General features: G+C 67.7%; 22 protein-coding genes. 11 read left to right on the forward strand and 11 right to left on the reverse strand.

Annotation, left to right across the window (positions count from 1 at the left end):
* Window positions 1-31 precede the first annotated feature (31 nt).
* A complete protein-coding gene (locus tag U1839_RS01175; RefSeq protein ID WP_332801843.1) occupies window positions 32-466 on the reverse strand; it encodes a DUF2147 domain-containing protein in 435 nt (144 codons plus the stop codon).
* A gap of 136 nt (window positions 467-602) precedes the next feature.
* Between U1839_RS01175 and U1839_RS01180 the strand changes: the two genes are divergently transcribed.
* The 4 genes from U1839_RS01180 to U1839_RS01195 all read left to right on the forward strand — a co-directional run bounded on the left by U1839_RS01180 (window position 603) and on the right by U1839_RS01195 (window position 4826).
* Entirely contained in the window at window positions 603-1025 is a 423-nt protein-coding gene (locus U1839_RS01180) for a hypothetical protein (protein ID WP_332801844.1), read from the forward strand.
* Window positions 1026-1279: 254 nt separating this feature from the next.
* Window positions 1280-2194, forward strand: a complete 915-nt coding sequence (gene ubiA, locus U1839_RS01185; RefSeq protein ID WP_332801845.1) for a 4-hydroxybenzoate octaprenyltransferase — start codon at window positions 1280-1282, stop codon at window positions 2192-2194.
* A 519-nt stretch (window positions 2195-2713) separates the two neighbouring features.
* Window positions 2714-4060, forward strand: coding sequence for a TldD/PmbA family protein (locus U1839_RS01190; RefSeq protein WP_332801846.1), 1347 nt, complete (start codon window positions 2714-2716; stop codon window positions 4058-4060).
* Window positions 4053-4826, forward strand: coding sequence for a 3'(2'),5'-bisphosphate nucleotidase CysQ (locus U1839_RS01195; RefSeq protein ID WP_332801847.1), 774 nt, complete (start codon window positions 4053-4055; stop codon window positions 4824-4826). Before U1839_RS01190 ends, U1839_RS01195 begins: the two co-directional genes overlap by 8 nt.
* A gap of 19 nt (window positions 4827-4845) precedes the next feature.
* On the opposite strand, the gene U1839_RS01200 is transcribed toward U1839_RS01195, so the two are convergent.
* The 3 genes from U1839_RS01200 to U1839_RS01210 all read right to left on the reverse strand — a co-directional run bounded on the left by U1839_RS01200 (window position 4846) and on the right by U1839_RS01210 (window position 8374).
* Window positions 4846-5190 carry an energy transducer TonB gene (locus U1839_RS01200; protein ID WP_332801848.1) on the reverse strand — a complete coding sequence of 115 codons (345 nt, stop codon included), beginning with the start codon at window positions 5188-5190 and terminating at the stop codon, window positions 4846-4848.
* Window positions 5191-5280: 90 nt separating this feature from the next.
* Window positions 5281-5685: an energy transducer TonB gene (locus tag U1839_RS01205; RefSeq protein ID WP_332801849.1), complete on the reverse strand. Its 405-nt coding sequence runs from the start codon at window positions 5683-5685 to the stop codon at window positions 5281-5283.
* Between the two features lie 145 nt (window positions 5686-5830).
* On the reverse strand, window positions 5831-8374 hold the full coding sequence (locus U1839_RS01210; protein WP_332801850.1) for a TonB-dependent receptor: 2544 nt from the start codon (window positions 8372-8374) through the stop codon (window positions 5831-5833).
* A gap of 193 nt (window positions 8375-8567) precedes the next feature.
* Here U1839_RS01210 and U1839_RS01215 point away from each other — a divergent pair, with 193 nt between their 5' ends.
* The 3 genes from U1839_RS01215 to U1839_RS01225 all read left to right on the forward strand — a co-directional run bounded on the left by U1839_RS01215 (window position 8568) and on the right by U1839_RS01225 (window position 12775).
* The gene (locus U1839_RS01215) at window positions 8568-10226 is read left to right on the forward strand and encodes a M23 family metallopeptidase (protein WP_332801851.1); all 1659 of its coding nucleotides are present in this window, start codon (window positions 8568-8570) and stop codon (window positions 10224-10226) included.
* 83 nt (window positions 10227-10309) lie between these two features.
* A complete protein-coding gene (locus tag U1839_RS01220) occupies window positions 10310-11338 on the forward strand; it encodes a hypothetical protein (RefSeq protein WP_332801852.1) in 1029 nt (342 codons plus the stop codon).
* Between the two features lie 135 nt (window positions 11339-11473).
* On the forward strand, window positions 11474-12775 hold the full coding sequence (locus tag U1839_RS01225) for a dipeptidase (protein WP_443030553.1): 1302 nt from the start codon (window positions 11474-11476) through the stop codon (window positions 12773-12775).
* A 334-nt stretch (window positions 12776-13109) separates the two neighbouring features.
* Here the strand turns inward: U1839_RS01225 and U1839_RS01230 are convergent, their stop codons facing one another.
* A complete protein-coding gene (locus tag U1839_RS01230) occupies window positions 13110-13811 on the reverse strand; it encodes a hypothetical protein (protein ID WP_332801853.1) in 702 nt (233 codons plus the stop codon).
* 1 nt (window position 13812) lies between these two features.
* Complete coding sequence (locus tag U1839_RS01235; protein ID WP_332801854.1) at window positions 13813-15015, reverse strand: toxic anion resistance protein; 1203 nt, start codon at window positions 15013-15015, stop codon at window positions 13813-13815.
* A 303-nt stretch (window positions 15016-15318) separates the two neighbouring features.
* Here U1839_RS01235 and U1839_RS01240 point away from each other — a divergent pair, with 303 nt between their 5' ends.
* Both U1839_RS01240 and U1839_RS01245 read left to right on the forward strand, forming a co-directional pair.
* Window positions 15319-16605: a Xaa-Pro dipeptidase gene (locus U1839_RS01240; protein ID WP_332801855.1), complete on the forward strand. Its 1287-nt coding sequence runs from the start codon at window positions 15319-15321 to the stop codon at window positions 16603-16605.
* A gap of 41 nt (window positions 16606-16646) precedes the next feature.
* Window positions 16647-17510 (forward strand): RMD1 family protein, encoded by an 864-nt coding sequence (locus tag U1839_RS01245; RefSeq protein ID WP_332801856.1) that lies wholly within the window; start codon window positions 16647-16649, stop codon window positions 17508-17510.
* 255 nt (window positions 17511-17765) lie between these two features.
* Here U1839_RS01245 and U1839_RS01250 read toward each other — a convergent pair whose 3' ends face one another.
* Both U1839_RS01250 and U1839_RS01255 read right to left on the reverse strand, forming a co-directional pair.
* Window positions 17766-18191: a DUF1810 domain-containing protein gene (locus tag U1839_RS01250; protein ID WP_332801857.1), complete on the reverse strand. Its 426-nt coding sequence runs from the start codon at window positions 18189-18191 to the stop codon at window positions 17766-17768.
* Between the two features lie 9 nt (window positions 18192-18200).
* Complete coding sequence (locus U1839_RS01255) at window positions 18201-18968, reverse strand: EF-hand domain-containing protein (protein ID WP_332801858.1); 768 nt, start codon at window positions 18966-18968, stop codon at window positions 18201-18203.
* Window positions 18969-19181: 213 nt separating this feature from the next.
* Here U1839_RS01255 and U1839_RS01260 point away from each other — a divergent pair, with 213 nt between their 5' ends.
* Complete coding sequence (locus U1839_RS01260) at window positions 19182-19475, forward strand: hypothetical protein (RefSeq protein WP_332801859.1); 294 nt, start codon at window positions 19182-19184, stop codon at window positions 19473-19475.
* Between the two features lie 64 nt (window positions 19476-19539).
* Window positions 19540-19941 carry an EVE domain-containing protein gene (locus tag U1839_RS01265; protein WP_332802083.1) on the forward strand — a complete coding sequence of 134 codons (402 nt, stop codon included), beginning with the start codon at window positions 19540-19542 and terminating at the stop codon, window positions 19939-19941.
* A gap of 236 nt (window positions 19942-20177) precedes the next feature.
* On the opposite strand, the gene U1839_RS01270 is transcribed toward U1839_RS01265, so the two are convergent.
* The 3 genes from U1839_RS01270 to U1839_RS01280 are packed head-to-tail and all read right to left on the reverse strand — an operon-like array spanning window position 20178 to window position 21568.
* Entirely contained in the window at window positions 20178-20621 is a 444-nt protein-coding gene (locus U1839_RS01270) for a DUF805 domain-containing protein (protein WP_332801860.1), read from the reverse strand.
* A gap of 28 nt (window positions 20622-20649) precedes the next feature.
* The gene (locus tag U1839_RS01275; RefSeq protein WP_332801861.1) at window positions 20650-21093 is read right to left on the reverse strand and encodes a DUF805 domain-containing protein; all 444 of its coding nucleotides are present in this window, start codon (window positions 21091-21093) and stop codon (window positions 20650-20652) included.
* Between the two features lie 25 nt (window positions 21094-21118).
* Complete coding sequence (locus tag U1839_RS01280) at window positions 21119-21568, reverse strand: DUF805 domain-containing protein (protein ID WP_332801862.1); 450 nt, start codon at window positions 21566-21568, stop codon at window positions 21119-21121.
* Between the last annotated feature and the right edge of the window lie 59 nt (window positions 21569-21627).

Genomic DNA, 21627 nt, shown 5'->3' on the forward strand with positions numbered 1-21627 from the left:
GCGAACCGGGCCTGATGGATCCCGCGGCGCTTCAGCCGATGCGCCACCAATGCTGCGTCTTGCAGGCGAGGCCGAACAGCATGCAGCCCGACACCAGCATCGTGTCGCGGCCGGTCGGGGTGACGGTGCCCGAGGCGCTGGCGTTGAGGTCGGGGATGAACACCTTGCCCTTCCACGTGCCGTCGCCGGCGGGGCGGAAGTTGCGGAACAGCTGGCGGCCGATCAGGTCCTGGCCGCTGCCGCTCTTCGCATCGGCGCGCGCCTTGGGGATCGCCCAGACGACGGTGCCGCACATGCCCTGGCCGCAGCGCGCGGCGCGCAGATGGACGGTGTTGTTGGTGTTGCGCCAGGTGCCTTCCCACGCGTTCGCCGCGCCAGCGGCGGTCGGTTCGGCGGGCGGCGGGGCCGGCGCGGCGGCAACCAGCAGCGCGGCGGCGGCAAGCAGACGGAAGAAGGGTACGGTCACGCAGGCATCTCCATGCCCCCCGTCCCCGCGCATCATATGGAAGGCGAAAATGGCCGTTCCAAGGCGATATGTGGCATGAATTCCACAATCCCTATTTATATGGTATGAATTAGCCTCAACGAACGGGAGAGGGGCGATGCGCGGGCTTTTCACGGGTTTGATCGCGATGGCGGCGATGCTGGGCGGATGTCACGGGGTCCGGAGCGGCAGTGGCGAGGACGGCCATCGTGGTCGTTATGCCGGGGTCGGTCTTTACGGTGCGGACCATGGCTGGGCGCATCTCGCGGGCGCGGCGGCGCCCGCCGACAAGGCTGTCGCGAGAACGGCCGACGATACGACGGTGATCGTTACGGTCGATGGCGCGACCGGCGAGATCCGCCAGTGCGGCAATTATTCCGGCCACTGCATCGCGATGAACCCGTGGCGCGGGCCGCTCGGGCCGCAACAGGCAGAGCCGGTGACGCTGACCGCACGCGACGAGGCGGTGAGCAACGTCGTCGCCGCAGCCGGGGGCGACGAGAACGAGGTGGCGCCTGCGGGCGCGCCGGCGGAACGCTAGCGCGGCCAAAGCGGGATGCGGGAAATCTGATTCGCGAAACGCACAGCAGCGCCATCTCTCTCGCTTCCCCGGCGAAGGCCGGGGCCCAGTCGGGATAGCGGATATGATGAGCGGCGACGCCCGTCGCAGCGTCTCCCAACTGGGCCCCGGCCTTCGCCGGGGAAGTGGGGGCAGATGCGGCGATGTGGCTCAAATCTTCCAGGACACGCCAGGGCGCGGTTTGCCGGGTTGCGACATTGTGGCACAGCGCCACGATGACCACGCCCGCCGAGATCGTCCCCGATACCCAGCATCGCGGCCTTGTCGGCGCGTTGCCGGCGGGCTTGCGTGCCTTTGCCTTGCTGGCGCGGTTCGACCGGCCGATCGGCTGGTGGCTGTTGTTCTGGCCCGGCGCCTGGGGCGTGGCGCTGGCCGGCGGGGCGTTCGAGCGCTGGCGGCTGATCCTGTGGCTGCTGCTTGGCGCGATCGCGATGCGCGGCGCGGGCTGCGTCTATAACGATATCGTCGACCGCGACCTCGACCGGCAGGTCGCGCGGACGCGCAGCCGGCCGCTGGCGAGCGGCGCGGTGTCGCTGCGCGCGGCGTGGGTGTGGCTGGTGCTGCTGTGCCTCGTCGGGCTGGTCGTGCTGCTCCAGCTCGGTGTCTATGCTGCGATCGTCGCGCTCGCCAGCCTCGCGCCGGTCGCCGCCTATCCCTTCATGAAGCGCATCACCTGGTGGCCGCAGGCATGGCTCGGCATCGTCTTTTCCTGGGCGGCTTTGGTCGGTTGGGCGGAGGTGTGGGGCAGCCTCGCCGCGCCGGGGCTGCTGCTCTATGCCGGCAGCATGTGCTGGGTGGTCGGCTACGACACGATCTATGCGCTGCAGGACCGCGAGGACGATGCGATGATCGGCGTGCGCTCCTCGGCGCTGCGCATGGGCACGCGGGTGCGCGAGGGCGTGGCGGCCTTTTACGGCGCGGCGCTGCTGCTGTGGGCCGGGGCGATCTGGCTGGTGCGGCCCGAGCCGATCGCGCTGCTCGCCTTGCTGCCGATGGCGGGGCATCTCGCGCTGCAGGTGGTGCGGATCGACGCGGCCGATGGCGACCAGGCGCTGGCGCTGTTCCGCTCGAACCGCTTTGCGGGGTTGCTGATGTTCCTTGCCTGCGTGGTGGTGGGGACGGCGATCTGATCCGGCGGGCGGTTCGCGTGGGGCTTTTTGTTCACGCGAAGGCGCGACGGCGCGAAGCTAAAAGAAGATTTGTTCGCGCAGAGGCGCAGAGGCGCGGAGAGAAGGATTTTCCTTCGCGGCATCGCGCCTTCGCGTGATCATCCTTCTTGCGCGCTGGCGCGCGCTTGCGGGGGAGAGAGACGACTTGCGCAATCGATCTCTCTGCGCCTCTGCGCGAACCATTTTTCTGCCGGTGCGCCTAAGCGTCGCGGCCTTTGATGTAGCTCTCGCGAAGGCGCGAAGAAGGTTGTTCACGCGGAGACGCGGAGACGCGGAGGAGATTGGCTTCGCGCCTTCGCGTGAACAATCGCTCTGTTGCAGCGGGTTCCGGTTCGTCTGGATGAGACACCTCCGCGTCTCCGCGGCTCCGCGTGAACGATTCTTCCTGCTGCCGCGCGCGCCGGCGGCCTGCTGCCCTCACCCGTTGCCCCAACAGGGAGAGGGATTGTCGCCTTGGCCTTCCGCCCCTAAGTCGCGGGCATGCTGACCAACCAAGAGGCGCAGGAACGCGCCGCCGATATCGTGGCGCGTGCGGTTGCCGCCGGTGCCGACACCGCCGACGCGGTCTATGCCGCCGATACCTCGCTGGAGGTGTCGATCCGACTCGGCGCGCTGGAGGATGTCGGGCGCTCGGAAAGCGCCGAGCTTGGCCTGCGCGTCTTCGTCGGGCGGCGCTCGGCGAGCGTGTCGTCGTCCGACCTGTCGCACGAGGCGATGACCGCGTTGGTCGAGCGCGCCGTGGCGATGGCGCGCGAGGCGCCCGAGGATGCCTGGGCCGGGCTCGCGCCGGAGGACCGCCTGCTCAAGGGCGCGCCGCCGCAGCTCGATCTCGATGACGGCGGTGTCGTTGCGCCGGAGGAACTCAAGGCCGCCGCGCTCGCCGCCGAGGATGCCGCGCGCGCCGTCGCCGGGGTGACCAACAGCGAGGGCGGCGGCGCCAGCGCGCAGCGTTCGCAATGGGCGATCGCGACGAGCCATGGCTTTGCCGCCTGCTATGCCGCGACCAGCTACGGCGTCTCGGCCAGCGTGCTGGCGGGCGAGGGCGGCGCGATGGTGCGTGATTATGATTATCACAGCGCGCGCCACCGCAAGGCGCTGGAAGACCCGGCATCGATCGGCCGCCGCGCCGGCGAGCGCGCCGTGGCGCGCGTCAATCCCGGGCGGATGGCGAGCGGCGCGGTGCCGGTGATCCTCGATCCGCGCGCCGGGTCGAGCCTGCTCGGCCACCTGATCGGCGCGATCGGCGGCCAGGCGATCACGCGCAAGACGAGTTTCCTGCTCGACGCGCTCGGCACGCGGGTGTTCGCGCCCGGCGTCACTGTCGGCGACGATCCGCATCGCCCGCACGGGCTGCGCTCGCGGCCGTTCGACGGCGAGGGGCTGCCGGTGTCGCCGACCGCGATCATCGCCGACGGCATGCTCGAAACCTGGCTGCTCGACAGCGCCTCGGCGCGGCAATTGGGGCTCGAGCCGACCGGCCATGCCGCGCGCGGCGTCAACGGCGCGCCGGGCGTGTCGACCAGCAACCTCTATATGGCCGCCGGCGTGGTGCCGCCCGAGACGCTGATCGGCGACATCCAGAACGGCGTCTATGTCACCGAGCTGATCGGTATGGGCGTCAACGGCGTGACCGGCGATTACAGCCGCGGCGCGGCGGGCTTCCGCATCGAGGGCGGCGAGATCACCGGCCCGGTTGCCGAGTTCACCATCGCGGGCAATCTGAAGGACATGTTCCTCGCGCTGACCCCGGCCAACGACCTGGTGTTCCGCTACGGCACCAATGTGCCGACGATCCGCATCGACGGCATGACGGTGGCGAGTGGCTGATAGGCTCGCTGACGCCGTCGCCGCGATCGCCGCCGAGGCGGGGGCGGTGGCGCTGGCGCAGTGGGACGGCGACTTCGCGCGGTGGGAGAAATCGCCGGGCAATCCGGTATGTGCGGTCGACCTCGAACTCGACGCGTTGCTTCGCGAACGGCTCGAGGCGCTGCTGCCCGAGGCGGGGTGGCTGTCGGAAGAGACGATCGATGCGCCGGCACGGCTTGCCGGGCGGCTGCTATGGGTGGTCGATCCGATCGACGGCACGCGCGACTATCTGCGGCGGCGGCCCGGCTGGGCGGTGTCGGTCGCGCTGGTCGAGGACGGGCAGCCGGTGTTCGGCGTGCTCGACGCGCCGGCGCGCGGCGAGGTGTGGCGCGCCGAGGCGGGGCAGGGCGCGACGCGCAACGGCGTGCCGATCCGTGTGGCGGCGCGCAGCGTGTTCGCCGGCGCGCGCGTGCCGAGCGACGGCCTGCCCAAGGCCGACCGTGATCTGGTCGCGGTGGCCAAGCCCAATTCGATCGCGCTCAGGATCGCGATGGTCGCGGCGGGCGAGGCCGATCTCGTCGCGACCTTGCGCTGGGGCTATGAATGGGACGTCGCCGCCGCCGTGCTGATCGCGCGCGAGGCGGGCGCGGTGACGAGCGACGCGTTCGGCGAACCGCTCGATTTCAACACGCCGACGGCGCAGGCTTTCGGCGTACTGGTGACCGCGCCGGGGATCCACCCGGCGGCGGTGGACCGGCTCAGGGAGCGGGCACTGGCGTTGCGGTAGCGACCGCTGGTCACCGACTTCACGGCAGGACGTAGCGCATGGGCAGATCGTAGGTGCTTTCGACGGGCTTGCCGGCATCGTCCTTGGCGGGCGTGAAATGTACCCTGCGCAGCGCCTTTTCGCAGGCATCCGCATCAAGCGAGGGTGATCCGCTGCTTGTCGTGATCGTGCAGGCGGTCACCGCGCCTTGCGTCGATATAGTGAGGTGCATGACGACGCGACCCTGCTGGCGCAGTCGCAGCGCTTCGGCGGGATAATATTCCGGTCCGAAAAACCGGCCTTTCTTTTCCTCCGCATGGGCTGATGTGACCCCGGCGACGCAGAGCAGGATGGCGGGGCCGAGCCATGAACGTTGTCGCTTCATCTTAGCATTGTCCCTTGTCGAGGTCTCGCGCGCGGGCTTCTGGCGTGTTGGTGACCGCGCCAGGTATCCACCCGGCGGCGGTGGCGCGGGTCAGGGGGCGGGCGCTGGCGTTGCGCTAGTCTTGTCCGGCCACCCGGGCGGCGGCGGTGTGCTTGGCAGTTCGAAACGGATTGGCAGGTCGGCGACACCTTCCACGGGTTGCCCGGCGGCGTCCTTCGCGGGTGTGTAGCGCACCTTGCTGCGGGCGATATCGCACGCACCCGCATCCAGCGCCGGTGAGCCGCTGCTTACCGGTACGGTGCATGCCTTTACCCTGCCGTCGATCCCGATCACCAGATGGGTCACGACGCGGCCTTGCTGGCGTGCGCGCGCTGCCTCGGTCGGGTAGGTATCGGCAGGAAAATTGCCGCGCTCCTTCTCTTGCGCGCCCGCCGGTGTTGCGCCCGTTGCCGCAATGAGGGTGTAGAGCCCGGCACAGAGAATTTGGCGGATCATCGTCTGCGCTCTTTCCGGGTTCACTATCAGCGCGCAACGCTAGCCAATCGTCCCCCGCGCGCAATCCCTGTCAGCATTGGCATGGAGACAGGGATTGCGGCCGTTGCCCGGCCGGGTGGAGCTATCCCCACCCGGCCAGGCCACCTCAGAACCCCGCCGCCAAGGTCAGGAACCATTGGCGCGGGGCGATTGGATAGGCGGAGTAGCTGTTGGTCGCCGAGCCGACCGAGATGGTCGATACGCCGTGAACATCGGCGAGGTTGGTGACGTTGAGGCTGATCTCGGCCTTGTGCAGCGGGCCGGCCGCCTCGGACAGGTGCGCGGCGATCCGCAGCGAGGTCAGGAAGTAGGACGCGACACTGGTGTCGTTGGTAAAGGTGGCGAAGCGCTTGCCGACATAATCGCCGACCAGCTGCGCGTCGAACGGGCCGATCGCCAGTGACGCCACCGTCTTGTTCATCCATTTCGGCGAGCCCGGGATCTGCTTGCCGCAGGTCGGCACCGTGCCCGCCGTCACGGTGAAGCCGCCGATGCAGGTGCCGGTCGCGGCGCCGATGCCGCTCGCGGTTGAGGCATAGTCGCTCTTGTAGGTCGATGTGTTGTACGACAGCGCATTGTACAGCGAGAAGACCCGGCCGAGCCGCACGGTGAAGGCAGCGTCGATGCCGTCGGTATGGACGTCGCCGACATTGACCAGCACCGAGGTGCCGCCGGTGATCGCGCCGCCGGCAATGCCGCCCGGGTTGGTCGGGATGCCGAGCTGGCGGTTGTTGAACACGACATGGTAATAGTTGAGCTGCGCCTCGAAGCCGCTGATCAGGCCGCCTGAAAAGCTGCGCTTGGTGCGCAGGCCGGCCTCATAGGTCCAGCTCGACTCGGGCTTGCCCTGGTCGGCGAAGGCGTCGAACGCGGCTTGGCTGCCGGTGAACCAGGGCGAGAGCGAGCCGCCGCCGAGATAGGTCATGTACTGGTGCAGGTTTTTCTGCACGTTGAAATAGACCTGCTCATGGCCGTTGAAGTCATAGGTCGCGCCGAGTGAAGGCAGGAACCAGCGCAGCGTGTTGATGCGACCGCTGGGCAGCTTGCCGGTCAGCCCCGACAGCGAGCCCGCCACCGGCTGGACCGGGAAATAGCCATTGGCCCATTGCGCGCTGGTCTTGATGCCGCCCTCGACCAGCAGGCGATCGGTGACCTTCCAGCTGTCTTCGAGGTGCAGCTGGAGCACGTTGACGCGCGCCTCGCCCTGATATTGCGTGAACAGCGGGTTGGACGGGCGGATATAGGGCGAGCTGTCCTGCGGCTTGTTGATGTCGAGCCCGTACCAGCGGCGATATTGCGTCGCGCTGTTATGCTCGAACCAGCCGCCGAGCTGGATATGGTGATCGCCGAGCTCCAGGTCGAGATTGGAGATCACGCCCTCGCGGTCGATGCGATATTCGGTGGTGCGCGTGACCAGACCCGAGCCGCCGGTCGCGGCGACGAGCTGGTTGCCGAGCGCCGTGCCTTGTGCGGCGGTCATCGTCGTGCAGCTGGCCGGGAAGGTGCCGTTGCTGTTGCTGCCGAACTTGCAATCGCTGGCATAGTTCGGGTCGAGATAGGCCTGGATCACGGTGATCGACTGGCCGAGCGGCCCGGCCACGACGCCGACGCCGTCGTTATGATGGTAATAGCCGGTGGTCGACCAGGTCGCGTGCGCGCCAAGATGCGCGTCGTAGCGCGCATAGCCGAGATAATCGGTGCGCTGTGCGTCGGAATAATAGTTGCGGTAATTGCCGCCGACCGCCGCGGGCGTGTTGCCGAAGGCGTCCATATAGGCGCGCATGCCGCCCAGATCGTCATAGAAGAACGGGCGGGTATAGGGGACATAGGCCTGGGCCGGGGTGGTCGCCGGGATGCGGAAGGTGGTCGCGTCCTCGTTGGGCTCCTTCTTGTCGGAATAGTCGACAAACAGCGTCAGCTTGCCGGCGGCATCGTCATGGACGAACTTGCCGTTGACCTGCCAGCCGCCCTGCACGCCGTTGAAATCCCAGGCGCGCGAGCGCTGGCGCGCGACGGCGACATAACCGCTATTCTGGCCGCCCGGGCCGAACTGGCCGCTGTCGAGGCGCAGATAGGTGCGCGACGTGCCGTAGCTGCCGATCGTCTGGTTGATCTGCGCGCCCATATGCGGCGCGGGCGCGGCGGAGAAGGTCTCGACCGTGCCGCCGAGATTGCTGGTCGAAGGGGTGGCGAGATCGCCGGCACCCGTCGTCACCACGACGCGGCCGACATTCTCCGAGATCACCGCGCGCTGCGGCGACAGGCCGTTGTAATTGCCGTAATTCTGGTCGCCCAGCGGCAGCCCGTCCATGGTGTAGCCGAGCTGCTGGAAGTTGAAGCCGTGGATGAAGATCTGCGCGTTCTGCTCGTTATTCCCCCACGGGTCGGCGGTGATGTAAAGCACGCCGGGCAGGGTCCCGATCGCCTTTAGCGGCGAGACGCCGGGCAGGATCTTCTGGATCTCGCTGCCCGGAATGGCGGTCGCCGAGCGCGTCGCCTTGGCGGTCACGACGATGTCGGCGCCGTCGGCCGCGGCTTCGGGGGTGTCGGCGGCGGGCGCCGCCTGCTGCGCGCTGGCGGGCAGCGCGAGGGCGGCGACGGCGAATGCCGCGGCCGAGGCGGTGGTGCGAAGCAACAGACGAAGCGACATTGGAAATCCCCCTTTTTTCGTGCGGCATGCTGCACGTGCGAAGGGCGGCCTAGCGGCGGTTCGTGACGGGGATGTTGTGGATTAAAGACGCTTCCGTGAATGCCGGTTGGCGGCGCCGGCGTGATTCAACTGTGGATTCGCCTGCCTACTCCTGAACCGCCCGCGCCTTTGCGGGTGAGCGCAGGAGTGCAGCATGACGATCATCGTCCCGGAAGGAAATCGTGTCGGCCTTGCCGACCCGAGCGACGCGGCATTCAACGCGGCGGATTATGGCGGTAGCGGGCGCAAAGCGCCGGGTGCAGGACTGGCGACGCAGGATGACGGCGGCGAGCAACGGGCGACGGCGCGCGACGAGCGGCGTCGGCGCGAACTCGCTGCCGTCCTCGCTGCGCTGGGTGACGATCATCAACGCAACATCGACGATGCCGCGGTGAAAAAGGCCTATGTTCAGCATAGCGACGAGGCGGCGGCGCTGCTCCACGGCACGGATGGCCTGCTCAGCCGGACCGGGATCGACGCCCATGCGACGTTTCCCGAGGTGGTGCAGCGCCTCGCCGAATCCCATGATCAGGCACTTGCGCCCCTGACCGAGGATCAGCGCGGGACGGTCGCGGCGATTCTCGCCGATCGGTTGCGCAAGGACGTCGCGGTGGCCGGCGCGCATGTCCACGCCCAGGGCATCGCCGAGCAACGGTGGCAGAGCGCGCGGCTGCAACAGGCGGCCGCGCGGGACGCGATCGACCATGTCGATGATCCCGATCTCCATGACCACCATATGGCGACCGGCGAGAACGCGATCCGCCAGCAGGGGATGATCGACCATCTGCCCGATCGGGCGGTCGACCGGCAGGTCGCGGATTATCGCTCGGCGGTGTACGCCGCGAGTATCGCGGCGCTGGCGGCGCGCGAACCGCGACAGGCGGCCCAGTGGTACGCCCGCTTTGGCGATGCGCTGAACGGGCCGGATCGGCAGCGCGTCGAATCGACGCTGATCGATGCGCATATGGCGCCGCCGTCGGCGCCCACATTTGCCGCGAGCGAAGATCCCCGGCTGGCCGGGGTGGAGACCATCGCAGCTTCGCTTCGCCCCGTGTCCGCTGAGCGGCGTGCGGCCACCCCGTCGGGCGCCGGCGGCACGTCGTCACCGGTGCCCGCGCCCGCGACACCCGTGGTGATCCACGTGCCGGAGGGCAAAGCTGCCCGCAATTGGCCGCTGCTCACGCCCGGTCAGCCCGACGTGGCGGACGGTAATGGCACACGCGGGCCGAACGGCAATCACTATGCCGATGGCTGGTACGACCCCGAGCATCGGCGCACCAATCCGCAAGGTGGCAAATGGCGACTCAAAGCGCATTATGGCGTCGACTTCAAAAGCGAGGATGGCAATGACGTCTATGCCGCAGCCGCAGGCAAGGTGCTGAAGACCGGTTTCGACGGTCACGGGTGGGGATATTATGTCGCGGTGGCTTCGCCCGATGGCTATGTTCAACTCTATGGCCATTTGACGAAAACCAAATTCGCCGGGCTCGCCCCAGGCAGCGATGTCGCCCAGGGGCAGGTGCTCGGTACGGTCGGCAACACCGGCAATGCAGAACATTATGGCGACCATCTGCATTTCGAAGTGCGCCGATCCAACGGCAGCGCGACCTTGGCCCATGCCTCGAAATATCAGGGTTCGACGGTCGATCCGCTGGCGTGGCTGAGAGGCGAGTTGCCGGACGCACGGGCGGTCGGCCTGCGTGAGGCGCCTTATCTCCCGCTTGACGTGCCGACCGTCGCGAAGCGGGCCAAGGCAGCTTCGGTATCGGGTGGCACGACCCCACGGCATCCGCCGTCGCGGCGCGAAAAATGATGCGACCGGTCTTGATCGGCGCGGTGAATCGTTGTGATCTCGTCGTGCATTGGACCGGGAGAGCCAGGATGCGCAAAGCATGTGTGAGCGCAATGATTCTATTATTGCTGGCGCTGCCGGGCGGGCGCGGCGCGCTGGCGATGCCGGGTGGCGACGATGCGCCCCCGGCGGCGCTCACCTCGCCCTATCCGTTCGATAAATATCAGGGCTGGCTGTCGAGCTCGCTTCCTGATGAGGACTCCGGGAATCCCGCCATCACCCGCGTTTCGGGCGATCGCCGTTCGCGTTTCTATTATTATCTTTCCAATGGCGATTTCCGTTCGGAGGATGGTCGTCTGCTGGCACATGTCGCTGGCGACTTGAAGACATATGGCGTGCGCAAGACGGCCACGTCGCTGCACTTCTTCCTCTACCGTCGTGTCGAAAACCAACTTCCGCGCTACGACATCGTCACGCTGGCCGACGGTCGGGGAACGGTTCGTCGCTGCTCGATCGACATGTCGACCTTGAAGGGCCTGGTCGATCGGCCCGACAAGAGCGACGCGGCCATGCTGGCGAGCCATTGGAAGTATAGCAATATTGTCGTGAATGCCCTGCAGGCGGCTGAGCCGGCGTTCGCTCGCGACCATTGCCGGGTGGTGGCGAACGGCACGAACAACCGCCGCGGCGCCAGGCTGCAGCCCGTCCTGCGCCAGCCTTTCCCGCGCGTCGGCGATCGCTTCGTACCGGACGATCGTGGTCTGAAAGGTGGTTGGCTGTGGGGCGGGGTGTCGAATTACGGCCCGGGAAGCGGCTATTGCTGCGTTCTGCAATATTATGGTGAAAATCGCGATGCGATCATGTTCGCCCTTGTGCTCCGCGATAATAGCAGGCTGGTGCGGGTCCATCGGATATTCTTCGTGAAGGATTTCGTCCGTTACGGCATCGGCTGTCGGATCGACGGCGAGCTGGCGGCGATCGCCGTCGGCGATGCGGACTGGAAGCACGGCCGCGCCTATCTCATGCAGGGCAAGATCACCGAAGGCCGTGAGCCGCGCATCGTCGAATGGAGCGGGGAGGCGCCCGAGGGTTGCCGCAACTATTACCACGAGACCCCGCCCGTCCCCGGCTGATCGGCGACCGAACCGGTAACCCGGCGGCGCGCGATATCGGATGCAACAATCCATCTTCCATGCCTGCGCTTCGCCGCATCGTCGGCGGGGGCGCGGCATTGCGGTCGCGCGACAAGCGCCCTAGCCTGCGTCCCCATGAACAAGCCGCTCCTGCTCGCCGCCGTCGCGTTCGTCGCGCTTTCCGCCACCCCCGTCATGGCCAAGGGCGCCGCGCCCGGCACCGACTATGCCGCCCGCGTCGCGCGCGTCCTGAAGGAGACGCCGCTGATCGACGGGCATAATGACTGGGCCGAAACGCTGGCCGGCCGCGCCGGCGAGAAGCGCTGGACGATCGACCTGCGGCGCCTGCCGGGCAGCGGCGACGAGCGTTACAACACCGATATCGAGCGGCTGCGCAAGGGCGGGGTCGGCGGGCAGTTCTGGTCGGTTTATGTCCCGGCCGACCTGCCGCCGCTCGACCAGGTCAAGGCGACGCTCGACCAGATCGACCTCGTCCGCGACATCGTCGCGCGTTATCCCGAGACCTTCGAACTGGCGCGCACCGCCGCCGATGTGCGGCGCATCCACAAGGCCGGGCGGATCGCGTCGATGATGGGGGTCGAGGGCGGCGGGCAGATCGCCGGCGACCTGTCGGTGCTGCGCGCCTATCAGGGGCTCGGCGCGGGCTATCTCACGCTGACGCACGCGCTGACGATCGACTGGGCGGATTCGGCGACCGACAATCCGAAGCATGGCGGGCTCACCCCATTCGGCGAGGCGGTGGTGCATGAACTCAACCGCATCGGCATGCTGGTCGACCTCAGCCATGTCAGCGAGGATACGATGCGCGACGCGCTGCGCGTGACCAAGGCACCGGTGATTTACTCGCACTCCAGCGCGCGCGCGCTCGACGATCATCCGCGCAACGTGTCCGATGACGTGCTCAAGCTGGTCGCGGCCAATGGCGGCGTGGTGATGGTCAATTATGCGCCCAATTACGTCTCCGAGGCGATCCGCCACTGGTCGGCCGATCGCGCCGCGGAACGCGCGCGGCTCAACACCCCGCCTTATGGTGGCCTGTTGATCGGCCAGCCCGAAAAAGCGGATGCGGCGATGAAGCAATGGGAGGCGGACCATCCGCGCCCGCTCGTCACGCTGGCGATGGTCGCCGACCATATCGACCATATCGCGAAGGTCGCGGGGGTCGACCATGTCGGGCTCGGCTCGGATTTCGACGGGGTCGGCAACGAACTGCCGCAGGGGCTGGAGAATGTCGACACCTATCCCGCGCTGCTCGCCGAGATGATGCGGCGCGGCTGGAGCGACGCCGATGTGGCGAAGCTCGCCGGCGGCAACGTGCTGCGTGTCATGGAACGCGCCGAGGCAGTGGCGGCGTCGATGAAGGCCGAACTGCCCGCGACGGGGACGGTCGCGGAGTTGGACAAGGCTGCGAAGTAGCAGCTTTGGTTCACGCGAAGGCGCGAAGACGATAAGCCGTCGCGTACAGCCGCGATCGCACCGCCCGTGACCAGGTCAAAATGATTTGTTCACGCGGAGGCGCGGAGGCGCGGAGAGTTTCGCCTCGGTCCGGTGCCCCGCGCTATCATGAACCCGCGTGCAGCGGGCGATGAGGTCGATTGGCTGACGCCGACGTCGCGGCGGGCGGAACACCTCCGCGCCTCCGCGCCTCCGCGTGAACCAATTACCTTCTTCTGGCGAGCATGGCGCCGCAAAACCTGCGGTCCGATCGGCGGTGCTGCCCTCCCCCAACCCCTCCCAAAGGGAGGGGAGTTTAAGAAGCCACGCCGTCGTCGCGGTACTTGATCTCGAGGAACCGCCCGCGCGTCGCCAGGCCGTCGAGGTCGCCCTGCGCCAGCTTCACGGTCATCTCGGCGATTTCCTCGTCGATGACGCGCAGGCCGTCGGCGAGTTCGGTGTCGGGCGACTTGCCGTTGCGTTCCACCTTGCGCAGCGGCTCGGGGACGCGGGCATAGCCCTTGAGGAATTCGGGCAGCTGTTCGCCGACCAGCTTGCGCACCTCGACCGCCGCCGGATCGTCCTCGCCCAGTGTGGCAAGCTGCGGCGCGAGCGTGTCGAGCTTCACGCCGATGCCGTCGAGCAAGGTCCGCGCCGGCGCGGGCAAGGCCGAGCGCTGCGTGTCGAGCCAGCGCGCGGTCTGCGCCGGCAGCGCCTTGAGCGGCGTCTCGCGCAGCCGCTCCGGCGTCGGCTCGGGGCCGACCGGCATCGCCGCGAAGAACAGGGTGGCGAGCAGCAGCATCACGATGACGGCGGTAAAGCCGAGGATGCCGAGCGGCACGAACAACCCGATGACCACCGCCGCGGCGATGATCACGCCGTCAGCCAGCACCACGCGCGTCAGCCGCGCCCCCGCCTCGCCGACACGCGCGCGCTGGCGCGCGCCGACGCGGCGCTCGTCGGCCACGCGGTGGAGCAATTCGCCGGCACGGGCGACGGCGCGATCGACTTCGCTCATCTCAAACGGCCTCGAGCTTGAACTGGTCGGTCGCGGCCTTGCCGGCATTCTGCGCCTGGCCTTCCGCGCGCGCGATATAGCCCTTCGACTTCTCGACCTCGGTCGAGAGCGTGCCGACCGTCGTCTTCATCGAATCGAGCGCCTTCAGCTTGAACACGTCGATCGCGTCCATCGTGTCGTAGATGTTCTGGAAGGCGCGCTGCAGCACCTCGACCGGGATGGTCGCGCTGGCGGCCTGTTCGTGGATCGCCGCGCTCTGGCTCTTGAGCAGCTTGCCGGTCGAATCGATCAGCCCGGCGGTGGTGGTGTTGAGCGCCGTCACCTGGTCGAGCACCAGCTTCTGGTTGGACAGCGCCTGCGCCACGGTGACCGCGGTGCGCAGCGCGGCGACCGTGGTGGTCGAGGCGCGATCGACGCCCTTCACCAGCTCGACATTGTTCTTCTTGACCAGGTCGAGCGCGAGATACCCCTGCACCGTGACGGCCATCTGCGTCAGCAGGTCCTGCGTGCGCTGGCGGACATAGAACAACGCGGTCTCGCGCAGCGCCTTGGCCTTGGCCGGGTCGCTATGGTCGAGTTCGTTGGCCTTGTCCTCGATCCGCCCGTCCATCGTCTTGGACAGCACGATCATCTGTTCGAGCTTGCCCATCGAGGTCCACAGATTAGCGCGCTCGACGTCGATCGCGGCATTGTCCATCAACAGCTCGTCCTTGCCGCGCCCGAGCGCCTTGAGGATCGAATTGATGTGCGACTGCGACGATTTATACTTGTCGAAATAACCGGTGATCTTGTTGCCGAAGATCTTGTCGAAGAACCCGCGCGAGGTCAGCGCGCCCGACGGATCGAGCTTCTCGACCGTGCGGCGCAGCTCGATCAGGTCGGCGCCGACGCCGCCCTCCTGGTCCATCGCCTTGACCGGGCGATCGAGGAAACGGTTCGACTGGCCGGCGGCGTCGCGGATCTCCTTCTGCCCCATCGCGGCGATGGCATCGACGCGCTTGCCGAATTCGGGGCTGTTGACGTCCTGCGCGACGAGGTCGTCGACGAAGCTGTCGACCTTGGCCTCGAGCTGGGTGCGCGTGCCGGCATCGACCGGCACCAGGCCGACCGCCTGGCTCTGCGTCACCACGGGCACGGGGTCGGGCGGGGTCAGCACCAAAGGTGCCTCGGTCGGGGCAGTCATCGTCTCAGGCGTCGTGGCCATGCCAGTCTCCGTGCGGTGCGCGAGATGCGAGTCTAAAGCACTCGCGCGCCGGTTCAAGTGTGTCATTCATGTAATACGGTTGGTGGCGGGGCGCCAGTCCTTGTTTCGCTGGGCCACCGTGCCGCGCAAGCAAAGGCCGGTTGGATTGCAGCCCGGTGGATGCCGGAACAAGTCCGGCATGACGGGGGAGGGAGAGGCGGGCCACCCGCCCCGTCACCCTGGGTTCCTGCGTGCGCAGGAACACCGGTCCATGTTTGCAAATTGCCTCTGTCCCAACGCCGCGCAGCACGGCATGTAAGCGCCATGACCTTATCAAATCCGCGCCGCGCGCTGCTCCTCGCCCTCGCCCTGTTCACCGCCTCCGCTGCCTCGGCGAAAACCGTGGTGGTCAGCGCCGACCATATGATCGACGTGCTCGCCGGCAAACGCGTCGACAATGTCCAGGTGACGGTGGTCGACGGGCGCATCACGACGGTCGGCCATCGCGGCGATGCCATCCCGGCCGGCGCGGAGACGATCGATCTCGGTACGCGCACCCTGCTGCCCGGTCTGATTGACATGCACGTCCATCTGACCGGCGACCCGCATCTCAGCGGCTATCGTGCCCTCGAATTCACCGACAATCTCGCCACCGTGATCGGCGTGGCCAATGCCAGGAAGACGGTCGAGGCCGGCTTCACCACCGTGCGCAATGTCGGCTCGGGCAATTTCGACGATGTCGCGCTCAAGCAGGGCATCGAGGGCGGCTACATTCCCGGCCCGCGCATCGTCCCCGCGACCTATGCGCTCGGCGTGACCGGCGGGCATTGCGACGCGACCGAATTCCCGCCCTCGGTCACCGTGCCGCATCCGCAGATCGCCAATTCGCCGGCCGAGTTCCGCGCGCTGGTGCGCTGGATCCGCAAATATGGCGCGCAGGTGATCAAGGTCTGCATGACCGGCGGGGTGCTGTCCAAGACCGACTCGGTCGGCGCGCAACAGCTGAGCTATGACGAGATCAAGGCGATCGTCGACGAGGCGCACATGCTCGGCATGAAGGTCGCGGTGCACGCCCACGGCGCCGACGGCATCAACACCGCGCTGCGCGCCGGAGTCGACACGATCGAGCATGCCAGCCTCGCCGATGCCGAATCCTTCCGCCTCGCCAAGGCGAGCGGCGCGTGGTTCGACATGGATATCTATGACGACGATTATATCCTCGCCGAGGGTGCCAAGAACGGCGTGTTCCAGGAGAGCCTCGACAAGGAGCGCGCGATCGGTCGGCTGCAGCGCGAGACCTTCCGCGCCGCGCATGCCGCCGGCGTGAAGATGCTGTTCGGCACCGATGCCGGGGTTTATCCCAATGGCGACAACGCGCTGCAATTCGCGACGATGGTACAATGGGGCATGACGCCGATCGAGGCGATCCAGGCCGCGACGCGCAGCGCCGCCGAGGCGCTCGACAAGACCGGCGATGTCGGCGCGATCGCGCCGGGGCGTTATGGCGACATCATCGCGGTCGATGGCGACCCGCTCGCCGATGTCCGCACCTTGCAGCGCGTGGCGTTCGTGATGAAGGGCGGCGCGGTGGTCAAGCCGGCCGCGAAATGAACGAGGTGCGCCGTGCCGGCTGAGGCCGGGTCAGGAGAGCGATGACGGACACGCCAGGACCCGCCACGCCGCCGTCGCCCGTCGCGACTCGCCCCGCCGGCGTCGGTATTCGCGAGGTGCTGGGCTTCCCGATCGCCGGCGGCGCGCCCAGCGCCGATATCCGCGCGCTGCTGCTCGGCACGCGGATCGACACGCGCCATCTGCCACGCTTCGTCGAGCCCGAGGCGCTGCGCCTGTCGGGGATCGGCGCGGCCTTCGTCTTCCGCTACGGCGTGCTCGTGCTGTTCGGCGCGTCGGCGGCGCTGGAGAAGGAGCTGGTCGCCGAACTGATGCCGCACGTCATCGAGCCGGCGACGACACCCGAACTCGAAACTGCCTGGATCGAGATCAGCCCCGATGGCGAGGAGAATGTCAGCGCCGACGGCCGCATCCGGCTGCGCGCCGCGACGCCCGAGCGGCTGCTGCTCACCGCGACGGTGCTGGCGCGCAGCGTCGTGCTGGCGCGCGACGAAAGCCGCATCGCCGAGACCTTCGATCGCATTGAGCCGCTGGTCAACGAACTGCGCACGCACGGCCGCGCCGGCCTGTCGATCAGGCGCGTGATGCAGCATATCGGCGGCGTGCTGGCGACGCAGCACCGCGTCGTCGGCCGCGCGCAGATCGGCGAGAAACCCGACTTGCTGTGGGACCATCCCGAGCTCGACCGGCTCTATGGCCGGCTCGAGGCCGAATTCGAACTGGGCGACCGCGCCCGCGCGATCGAGCGCAAGCTGACGGTGATCGGCGACGCCGCCGACGTGCTGCTCAACCTCGTGCTCGACAAGCGTTCGTTCCGGCTCGAACTGGCGGTGATCATCCTGATCGCGTTCGAGATCGTCGTCAGCCTGATCGGCTTTCGCTACTGAGGGGGGCTTCGTCTGGCGCGTGTGGCAAGCGCTGTCGAAGTGCCGTTCCCGCAAGATCCGACCCATCGCGCCGCTCTCCTCCTCACTTCCCCGGCGAAGGCCGGGGCCCAGTTGGGAGGACGGATATGATGAGCGGCAACGCCTGTCGCAGCGTCCCCCAACTGGGCCCCGGCCTTCGCCGGGGAAGCCAACAACACGAAACCAAAAGGAAAGTGCGTCGGCGTGCTCCGTCGTTCAGATCTCGCGCAGCCCGCCCTACCCAACACCAAGCAACGCCAGCGTCCGCGCGTCGGGCGCGCCGCACCAGCGGACGATCGCCGCGTCGAGCGAGGCTGACGGCCGTGCCGCCGCGAACAGCGTGAGCGACGAACACAGCTTCATCGCATCGACCTCCCCGAACACGCCGCGCGCCGTCGCGTTGGGCGGCAGCGCAGCCAGTGCCGCGACGCATGCCGCATAACGCGCGCCGAGCAGGGGATGATCGAGATAGGCGCGCGCCTCGTCCAACGAGCTTATCGCATAACGCTGCGCCATCGGACTCGACCCCAGCCCGGCAAGCTGCGGAAAGACGAACCACATCCAGTGGCTGCGCTTTTGCCCCGCCATCAGTTCGGCGCGCGCGCGGTCATAAACCCCCGCCTGCGCGGCGACGAAGCGGTTCAGGTCGAAGCGATCCTCCACCCGCCCGCGTTACCGCCGCCGCTTCGGCCCGTTCTTGTGGCGCAGCGCGTCGGGCTCGGGCAGTTCTTCGAGCAGCAGGTAACCGCGCTGCTTCTGGTCGAGGATGGCGAAGCGCCGCGCCGCCGCGGCGTGGAGTTCGCGGCGGTCGATCGTGCCGGTCAGATTGGTGTCCATCGCGGTGAGCGGCTCGGGGATCGCGATCATTTCGTAGCGCGAGGCGCCGCCCTCGGGGACGTAGAGCGACTGCGCGCGCGGCGTGTCGCTCTGTTCTTCCTGCCCGCCTTCCTGGCCGCCCTCCTGGCCGGCCGCTTCATCGTCGCCATGATAGCCGCCCGCGCCGCCGCCGCCGCCAAAGCTGCCGAATCCGCCGCCGCCCTGGCCGCCACGGTGATGCCCGCCGCCGCCGGGCCGCCCGCCGCCATGGCGCCCGCCTTCGCCGAAGCCGCCGCTGGCAAAACCGCCGCCGCGCAGCTCGGGCACCATCCGTTCGTAACGCTCGATCTCGTCGGAGCGCAGCGTGCCGTCATGGTCGGTGTCGAGCGAATCGAAGAAACGATCGAAGTCCCAGGTGAATTCGGTCAGGTCGACGCGCCCGTCATGATTATGGTCGGCGCCGGCAAACCATGTCGCGAGCGGATAAGGCGCATCCATCGGCGCGCGGAACGGCTCGCCCGACGGCGCGATGAACAGCCGCGTCGGCGCCGGGCGCGGCGGGGGCGCATCCTGGGCGAGCACCGCGACGGGCATGATGATCGACAGCAGCGGCAGAAAACGCATGGCAAGGTCCTTGCAACCAGGAATGTGCAGGCGGCGCCCCGCGCGGGAGGAAGGCACGGACGACGCCCGAAAGGGTAACGATCGTCATCCGTGCCCGAACGGCACCCTAGGCGCGCCAGGCTGACGCGAACATGACGATCTTATGGCGTGGGCGTGAAGGCAAGCGCGAACTTGACGATGAGATATTTCTCATATATAGAAGGCGACGCTCGCATGTCGCCCGATTCCTCCCGCTCCGGCGAAACGCCGCACCTCACCGCTCTGGTGGCGTTACGCGCGGCATGCGAGCACGCCATGGCCGATGCCGCACGCGGCGCCTTGTTCGACGGCGTCGCCGGCATGCGGCTGTGCAACGCCGCCTATGACGTGTTCGAGTGCGACGCGCTCTACGACATGGCCGGCGACATCGCCGCGCCGATGGGCCTGGCGGCGGATGGCTCACCCGTGCTGCACCTCGCCGATCGCGGCCACTGCGACGCGGTTGCCCGGGGCGATATCACGGCTTAGGCAGCGGGCAGGGGCGCGGTTGCCACCGCGCCTGCCACTGACCGCCGAGAGAGTGACGAGACCCATGGCCTATTGGTTGCTGCGATCCGAGCCCGACACCTATGGCTGGGACGATCTGGTGCGCGACGGCACGACCGAATGGGACGGCGTGCGCAACTATACCGCGCGCAATTTCCTGAAAGACATGGCGGTCGGCGACCGCGCGATCTTCTACCACAGCAACACCGAAAAGGCCGCGGTCGGCGTGATGGAAATCACCCGCGCCTGGCGCCCCGACGGCGACAAGGACCAATGGGCCAGCGTCGCGGTGAAGGCGGTCGAGAAGCTCCCGCGCCCGGTGACGCTCGCGCAATTGAAGGCCGAACCGCGCCTCGCCAAACTCGAGGTGCTGCGCCAGAGCCGGCTGTCGGTGACGCCGGTGCGCGACGACGAATGGGCGGTGGTGATGGAGCTGGCGGGCGCCTGAGTTCCGTCCAGAGCGGAGGGCGGCCCACACCCCCACCGTCACCCCGCACAAGTTCCGGCCACCGCGCAAACCGACCGTCACCCCGGACTAGTTCCGGGGTCCACCGCGCCGCGCAACCTCTCGCGGCACCGTGGTGTTCGAGCGAGCTTGTGTTCCCCGAACACCAGCCTGGCTTGCCCGGGGGCAAGCCAAAGCTCGAACACGGCACGAGTCCGGCATGACGGAAGCAGGCAGTGTCACGAAAACACCTCGCCCAGCGCGGCAGTGTCATCCGCGTCCTCCGGGTCACGCGGATCGAAGCCATAGCGGTTTTCGCCACGCGGTGCCGGAATGAAGATGATGATGAAAGTCAGCAGCCACCCCAGCACCTGCCCGATAAACGGCACGAAGACGATCGCCAGCCACGCGCCCGGCAGGCCGAGATCGTGCATCCGCCGCACCGTCACCGCCAGGCCGGGCACGACCGAGGCAAGGATGAACAGCAGGATAGGGGCGCTCACGAACAGGCTGAAGGTGGCTTTGCCCGCCAGGCTGCCGAAGTTCAGGTTGAGGAACCAGCCAAGCAAGGCGATGCCGATCAGCCCCCCATAAAAGGTCAGGACGAACAGCAGATATTCCAACCGCCGCGCGCGCCCGCGAAAATCGGCATAATGGCGCCACGGCCGCAGCAACAGGTTCATCGTTCCATCCCCCCGGCACAACGGCCCGTCACGAAAACACCGCCCCCAGCAACTCGGTCGACACCGGCGCCGGGTAACGCGGATCATGGCCGTAATCATTCTCGCCATCGGTACCGCGCGCAAAGGCCAGCGGCACCCAGAAAAACAGCCCGACCAACGGAATGAGCGTGAACAGATAGCCGGTCCACGGCACATTGCGATCATGCAGCCGGCGGATCGAGACCGACACATGGCCGATCGCCAGCAACAGCAGGAACAGCCCGCCCTCGCCGAGGATCACGATCGCCACGATCGGCCCGGCACCGGCCGGCTGACCGAAAAAGGCGAAGCCCAGCGCCGCGCCGACCCCGGTCAGGATCGTCGTCAGCAAATACAGCGCGACGATGCCGGCGTGGAACAGCGCATATTCGCGCCGCGACGCCCGCCCGCGAAAATCGAACAGGTGCCGCCACGGGCGGACCAGCGGGTTCATCGCCGCCGCCGCGCCGCCGCCGGCATCACGAGAAGACCGATCCCAGCGCCTCGACCGAATCCTGCTCGGGCTGGCGCGGGTCGGGGCCGTAATCATTCTCCCAGTCGTCGCCGCGCGTGAAGACGAGCATTATCCAGAAGATGAAGCCGATGAACGGGATGAAGGTCATCAGATATTTGATGCCCGGCTCGCCATGATCGTGCAGCCGCCGGATCGCGATCGAGATATGGCCGATCAGCACCGCCAGCAAGCCGAGCAGCGACACGATCGCCAGCAGGGAGACGATCGCCAGCGACAAGATCGACGCGAATGACTGCACCCCCGGCTGGCCGAGCAGCGCCTGGATAATAGCGGACAGGAAACTCATCCCAAAGAAGGCGATCACCGCCGTGATGTGGAACAGGCCATATTCGGACCGCGTCGCCCGCCCGCTGAAATTGAATATCTGCCGCCACGGCCGCACCAACGGATTCATTCGATTCTTCCCCCGAAATTCAGCGGGATGCTATCGGGGTGGCGGGGTGATGGGAAGCG

Source organism: Parasphingomonas halimpatiens, assembly GCF_036663795.1.
In the GTDB taxonomy this organism is placed as follows: domain Bacteria; phylum Pseudomonadota; class Alphaproteobacteria; order Sphingomonadales; family Sphingomonadaceae; genus Sphingomonas.

What these genes read in the sequence shown, in the direction of transcription:
- U1839_RS01180 (WP_332801844.1), top strand. Translation starts at nt 603, where the DNA reads ATGCGCGGGCTTTTCACGGGTTTGATCGCGATGGCGGCGATGCTGGGC.
- ubiA (WP_332801845.1), top strand. Translation starts at nt 1,280, where the DNA reads ATGACCACGCCCGCCGAGATCGTCCCCGATACCCAGCATCGCGGCCTT.
- U1839_RS01190 (WP_332801846.1), top strand. Translation starts at nt 2,714, where the DNA reads ATGCTGACCAACCAAGAGGCGCAGGAACGCGCCGCCGATATCGTGGCG.
- U1839_RS01200 (WP_332801848.1), bottom strand. Translation starts at nt 5,190, where the DNA reads ATGAAGCGACAACGTTCATGGCTCGGCCCCGCCATCCTGCTCTGCGTC.
- U1839_RS01205 (WP_332801849.1), bottom strand. Translation starts at nt 5,685, where the DNA reads ATGATCCGCCAAATTCTCTGTGCCGGGCTCTACACCCTCATTGCGGCA.
- U1839_RS01210 (WP_332801850.1), bottom strand. Translation starts at nt 8,374, where the DNA reads ATGTCGCTTCGTCTGTTGCTTCGCACCACCGCCTCGGCCGCGGCATTC.
- U1839_RS01215 (WP_332801851.1), top strand. Translation starts at nt 8,568, where the DNA reads ATGACGATCATCGTCCCGGAAGGAAATCGTGTCGGCCTTGCCGACCCG.
- U1839_RS01225 (WP_443030553.1), top strand. Translation starts at nt 11,474, where the DNA reads ATGAACAAGCCGCTCCTGCTCGCCGCCGTCGCGTTCGTCGCGCTTTCC.
- U1839_RS01230 (WP_332801853.1), bottom strand. Translation starts at nt 13,811, where the DNA reads ATGAGCGAAGTCGATCGCGCCGTCGCCCGTGCCGGCGAATTGCTCCAC.
- U1839_RS01235 (WP_332801854.1), bottom strand. Translation starts at nt 15,015, where the DNA reads ATGGCCACGACGCCTGAGACGATGACTGCCCCGACCGAGGCACCTTTG.
- U1839_RS01240 (WP_332801855.1), top strand. Translation starts at nt 15,319, where the DNA reads ATGACCTTATCAAATCCGCGCCGCGCGCTGCTCCTCGCCCTCGCCCTG.
- U1839_RS01245 (WP_332801856.1), top strand. Translation starts at nt 16,647, where the DNA reads ATGACGGACACGCCAGGACCCGCCACGCCGCCGTCGCCCGTCGCGACT.
- U1839_RS01255 (WP_332801858.1), bottom strand. Translation starts at nt 18,968, where the DNA reads ATGCGTTTTCTGCCGCTGCTGTCGATCATCATGCCCGTCGCGGTGCTC.
- U1839_RS01260 (WP_332801859.1), top strand. Translation starts at nt 19,182, where the DNA reads ATGTCGCCCGATTCCTCCCGCTCCGGCGAAACGCCGCACCTCACCGCT.
- U1839_RS01265 (WP_332802083.1), top strand. Translation starts at nt 19,540, where the DNA reads ATGGCCTATTGGTTGCTGCGATCCGAGCCCGACACCTATGGCTGGGAC.
- U1839_RS01270 (WP_332801860.1), bottom strand. Translation starts at nt 20,621, where the DNA reads ATGAACCTGTTGCTGCGGCCGTGGCGCCATTATGCCGATTTTCGCGGG.
- U1839_RS01275 (WP_332801861.1), bottom strand. Translation starts at nt 21,093, where the DNA reads ATGAACCCGCTGGTCCGCCCGTGGCGGCACCTGTTCGATTTTCGCGGG.
- U1839_RS01280 (WP_332801862.1), bottom strand. Translation starts at nt 21,568, where the DNA reads ATGAATCCGTTGGTGCGGCCGTGGCGGCAGATATTCAATTTCAGCGGG.